Genomic DNA, 4,492 nt, shown 5'->3' on the forward strand with positions numbered 1-4,492 from the left:
AATGCGGTGCCCTGAGGAAGGATTCTTTTCAGGTTGTAATAACCCGATTTCATCATAATAGTGCAAAGTAGGAATTGGTATTCCCGTTTTTTCTGAGAATTCTCCGATAGAAAACTTTTGATCCTTTTTCATCTAAATCCCCCTATTAAAATTATAAATTCATTATAAAACCTAAAGTAACTAGAGGTTCAAGAGATAATTAAAGAAAATTCAAAAATATAAAAGTGCATATAATCAATATGTATTGCGCTATCCCATTTTATGGCCCGATTATTGACTAGCATAACCTTCCCTCACAAATTCAAAGGACTTTCACTTACTTATCCCGAATATATAAATAACCATTCTCACAAGGAGCGAATTTATATGAATCTATTCGAACATGAAACGTAAAACCGTTCCCCTTTAATAAGAGGTCCTCCTTTTTTCTTTTCTCATCATATCATTTACTTACAAAATAGGAGGATACAATTATGAAACGTGATCCATTATTTTTAACTTTATTAGATAGTGCTAATACTAATTTTAGCGGTTGGTATTTTTCTTTTATTTCAGAAACGGGTCGAATGAAGAGCGAGCCTTTATCGTGGTCATATGGCAGTACAGCTTTCCAACTTATGCAGCATGCAGAATCAATGCTCGATATGGGGACTGGTGGCGGAGAGTTTTTATCTATGTTACAACCGTTTCCGTCAACTATTTATGCTACTGAGGGATACACTCCAAACGTGCCAATCGCTCGGAAGAAATTAGAACCTTTAGGGGTTACTGTTGTAGAGGTGAGCGATGATACTGCTTTACCATTTCAAGTTGGTCAGTTTGATTTAATCATAAATCAACATGAATCATATGCTGCCTCTGAGGTAAGCAGAATCCTTTCTCCAAATGGAGTTTTCCTTACACAACAAGTTGGTGGTCTTGATTGCGTGGAACTAAATGAGCAGTTTAACGCACCGCTAAATAGCGAATTTGCAAGTTGGTCGCTCGAAGCGGCATGCATTGAGTTAGAGCGAAATGGATTTACTATTTTAGAAGCAAAAGAAGAATTCCCTTTCCAACGCTTTTATGATATTGGCGCTATCGTCTATTATTTAAAAGCAATTCCGTGGCAAATTCCTGATTTTACTGTCGAAAAATATTATAAGGAATTATATCATATACATGAGATCATCTTACAAAAAGGTTATTTTGACGTGAAGCAACATCGTTTTATGATTAAGGTGATTCGCAGTTAATCATGGAGCATATGAAAAAGAGATGGATCTACCATCTCTTTTTCACTCAATATTTTCTATATTTAAACACTTCGTTTCACAGTAATAGCCTTTGCCACCAACATAAACTTTTTCTATTTTATTATTGCTATCGGTTGCTAATTTAACTAATATTTCGGAAGGCGAGTGTAAAGAATAACCTTGTTCAAATACATAGACTTCTTTTTGTAAGTCGCGCTGTTCATAAAGGTAGCAAGCTAATGCACCGTTTGAAGTTCCAGTCGCTGCTTCTTCATTGATGTCGTATAGCGGAGCAAAGTTTCTGCATATCATTCGATTGTCATTAAAAGTATATAGATGCATCCCGACAACATTATAATACTTGCTGATTTCTTTAATTTTTTCAAAATTAGGTTGCATTGTATGTAATTGTGTTTCGCTTTTTATAGGAATTAAAATATCTTTTAAGCCCGTGGAGACAATTTGAATTGGGTATGTATTGTCTATATCTTTAATGTCAAAGCAGTCGATAAACTCATTTGGAGATATAACATCATAGAATATCGGTTCGTTTTGTTCCATGAATATGATGTCATCTTTTATGGTAATAGTAAGAACACCGCTGTTCGTTTCAATCGTATAGCGATTCTTGAAAAGTTTATTTACATGCATCAGTATCGCGAAAGAGCCAATTGTGGCATGACCACATAAATCAACTTCCTCTTTTGGTGTAAAATACTCAAATTTATAATCAGCAATTTCGGACTCTGATATAAATGCGGTTTCCGCATAGCCCAGTTGTTTGGCTATTGCCATTTTTTGAGTAGTGGTCAATGTATTCTCCATAAATACCAATCCTGCTTTATTTCCGCCTTTATGATCCTTGCTAAATGCACTTGCAACATAAACAGATATTTTCATAAGACACCTTCCTTCCTCACTTATAGTAAATTGTAGCACAGAACGTAATACATATATATTGTTGGATTAATTCATCATAAAGCAAGTGACAAACTATTTTTTAGCATCTAAACTCTCCAAAAATAGTTTGTCTACAGTCTGAAAAATGGATCTACCATCTCTTTTTCTCCGTTTATTTTTTAAAATTTTGTGGTGGCTTCTAGATTGTTAAGTACGCTCACGTCTCGCAATCGCATCAGCTAATATAAGCAGTTGCTCGTGCGTTATCTTTCCTGCTACCTTCTCTTTTATAATTTTTTCCATTTCTTTTGTAACAGTCATGCCTTCTATTTCTAGACTCGCTTTAGCCGCCTCGAAAGCTTTATTTAGTTCTTCCTCGTTTTTGAATGCCATAATTTGAGTTACCCCCTTCAAATCATTTTTTACTCTTTTAATACAAGAAAGGTAATATCATCCCATTTCCTCTCTAATTGTAAAGTAGTCTTTTCAATGCTGGCTCCCGTTAATAAATCATACCCCTCAATCTCAACTACCAGCTGTTTCTTTTTACTTTTCGAATTCATATCTTTGTATAGGATGTATATTTTATTCTCCTGTACTTGTATATCACATATTTCTTTATCCTCTCTAGCAATTTTTGTTATTTTATCGCTATGCAATGAATATGTACGTATAATGTTCAAGTCCTCATCTAACTCTTTCATTTTTTCATCCTGATCTAAAATATACACATTATTATCACTCACATGCACTAGAACAGGTATGAATTTCTTGTCATCTACTATCGTTTCTTTTTCTACTACTCTAGTTTTCGGGTTTATCATTATTAATTTAGCTGGTAACTTTTGATTCACATTATCACTTTTAGAACAAGCTACAAAAAGAAACAGCGTACATATGACAATTATGGCTAATGAAGTGTATTTCTGAAACATTTCATCACCTCGTATATATAATGAAAGCAATCAACATAATAATGCTGATTGCTCTATAAAAATATTATCTACTAGCGTATAAGATTGATTGTTTTCATATTTTTCTATTGAGAAACAAGTTGTTTTTCATACCGTTTGTTCACATCATCTTCCATTAAACATGCAGTTGTGTAATGAATAATATTCCGGTTATCATATGTGAATATATGTTCCAACTTATTTTCTTCTTTTAATATTATAGGTAAGTATTTTTGTAAATTGCTAACTACACCTCTATTATCATGATTCAATATCCATTCAATTTCTTTCCATTCTAATAATCCTTCCGCCGTACTTAATGGGGTATTCATATGTACTCCATCTTGCAAATCAGCAAGAAACACATACATTCCCTCATTATGCCACGACTCGTCTTTATCTTTAAAAATAACATTCCCCTTATATGTTACACTTGGAAGCTCTATTCCTGTTTCCTCAAGTGTTTCTCTAATAATTCCTTCGTATGGCGTTTCATTCTCTTCTATTTTTCCTCCGACACCATTCCACATTCCCATATTTGGCTTTTTATTTCTATTCAATAAAAGTATTTCATTTCCTTTTTTAATGAAGCAAATTGTGTATTTGTACATCCGTCCATTTCCTTTCATTTACACATGAGTTATTTAGCTTATTTTTAAGTAAAAACACTCGCCTTACAATCCCGTATCACATAATATATAGTACAACTTTCATACGTAAATATTTTACGTATAAAAGCATCCTTTTTAGAAAGGAGAATTAACATCGATACTATAAGCAATGAATTTCTAAAACTTTATTACGACAGCAACGTTTGGTTACACGATACACACTGGCTCGGAGTTCCAATCTGTAAACTTCCCTCTGATCTTTTTTTGTACCAAGAGATCATTCACGAATTAAAACCCGATTTAATTATTGAATGTGGAACGTTCTATGGTGGTAGCGCACTGTATTTAGCCTCTATATTAGATTTAATAGGAAAAGGTCATGTACTTACTATCGATATAATTCCGCAAACAAATCGACCATCACATAATCGGATTACGTATTTAACAGCTTCTTCTGTTTCTGTACCGGCCGTCCAAACCATTTTAAGTATGCGTAAACCGGATGATGTAATTTTAGTTATTTTAGATTCTGATCATAGTAAAGAGCATGTCTCAAAAGAACTGTTACTTTATAAATCGATTGTAACAACAGGCAGTTACATGATTGTAGAAGATACAAGCATTAATGGAAATCCTCTCCTACCTAATTTTGGCCCTGGCCCAATGGAAGCTGTAGAAGAGTTTTTAGCTAAAAATAACAATTTCATAATCGATGAATCTAAGCATAAGTTTTTCATTTCATTTAATCCAAAAGGTTTTTTAAAGAAGATAAAGTGAAACTTTAATAAGTGGG

General features: G+C 33.4%; 6 protein-coding genes and 1 pseudogene. 2 read left to right on the forward strand and 5 right to left on the reverse strand.

Features of this window, described 5'->3' with window-relative positions:
• Positions 1 to 132 (reverse strand): MerR family DNA-binding transcriptional regulator (locus KI369_RS24410; RefSeq protein WP_212957807.1); only part of this gene is annotated, 132 nt, incomplete at its 3' end.
• Positions 133 to 473: 341 nt separating this feature from the next.
• Here KI369_RS24410 and KI369_RS24415 point away from each other — a divergent pair.
• Positions 474 to 1,235: a class I SAM-dependent methyltransferase gene (locus KI369_RS24415; RefSeq protein ID WP_212957799.1), complete on the forward strand. Its 762-nt coding sequence runs from the start codon at positions 474 to 476 to the stop codon at positions 1,233 to 1,235.
• A 42-nt stretch (positions 1,236 to 1,277) separates the two neighbouring features.
• Here the strand turns inward: KI369_RS24415 and KI369_RS24420 are convergent, their stop codons facing one another.
• From KI369_RS24420 to KI369_RS24435, 4 genes and pseudogenes are all read right to left on the reverse strand, one after another.
• A complete protein-coding gene (locus KI369_RS24420; RefSeq protein ID WP_212957801.1) occupies positions 1,278 to 2,135 on the reverse strand; it encodes a PhzF family phenazine biosynthesis protein in 858 nt (285 codons plus the stop codon).
• A 207-nt stretch (positions 2,136 to 2,342) separates the two neighbouring features.
• A complete protein-coding gene (locus tag KI369_RS24425; RefSeq protein WP_212957803.1) occupies positions 2,343 to 2,528 on the reverse strand; it encodes an antitoxin VbhA family protein in 186 nt (61 codons plus the stop codon).
• Between the two features lie 29 nt (positions 2,529 to 2,557).
• Positions 2,558 to 3,070, reverse strand: a pseudogene (locus KI369_RS24430) (hypothetical protein); the annotation flags it as partial.
• A 104-nt stretch (positions 3,071 to 3,174) separates the two neighbouring features.
• Positions 3,175 to 3,699 carry an NUDIX hydrolase gene (locus tag KI369_RS24435; RefSeq protein ID WP_212957805.1) on the reverse strand — a complete coding sequence of 175 codons (525 nt, stop codon included), beginning with the start codon at positions 3,697 to 3,699 and terminating at the stop codon, positions 3,175 to 3,177.
• 153 nt (positions 3,700 to 3,852) lie between these two features.
• Between KI369_RS24435 and KI369_RS24440 the strand changes: the two genes are divergently transcribed.
• A complete protein-coding gene (locus KI369_RS24440; protein ID WP_212957809.1) occupies positions 3,853 to 4,476 on the forward strand; it encodes a CmcI family methyltransferase in 624 nt (207 codons plus the stop codon).
• Positions 4,477 to 4,492 lie beyond the last annotated feature (16 nt).

Source organism: Bacillus sanguinis (genome assembly GCF_018332475.1).
GTDB lineage: Bacteria > Bacillota > Bacilli > Bacillales > Bacillaceae_G > Bacillus_A > Bacillus_A sanguinis.

Coding starts and splice junctions, on each gene's coding strand:
- KI369_RS24415 (WP_212957799.1), top strand. CDS start 474: ATGAAACGTGATCCATTATTTTTAACTTTATTAGATAGTGCTAATACT.
- KI369_RS24420 (WP_212957801.1), bottom strand. CDS start 2,135: ATGAAAATATCTGTTTATGTTGCAAGTGCATTTAGCAAGGATCATAAA.
- KI369_RS24425 (WP_212957803.1), bottom strand. CDS start 2,528: ATGGCATTCAAAAACGAGGAAGAACTAAATAAAGCTTTCGAGGCGGCT.
- KI369_RS24435 (WP_212957805.1), bottom strand. CDS start 3,699: ATGTACAAATACACAATTTGCTTCATTAAAAAAGGAAATGAAATACTT.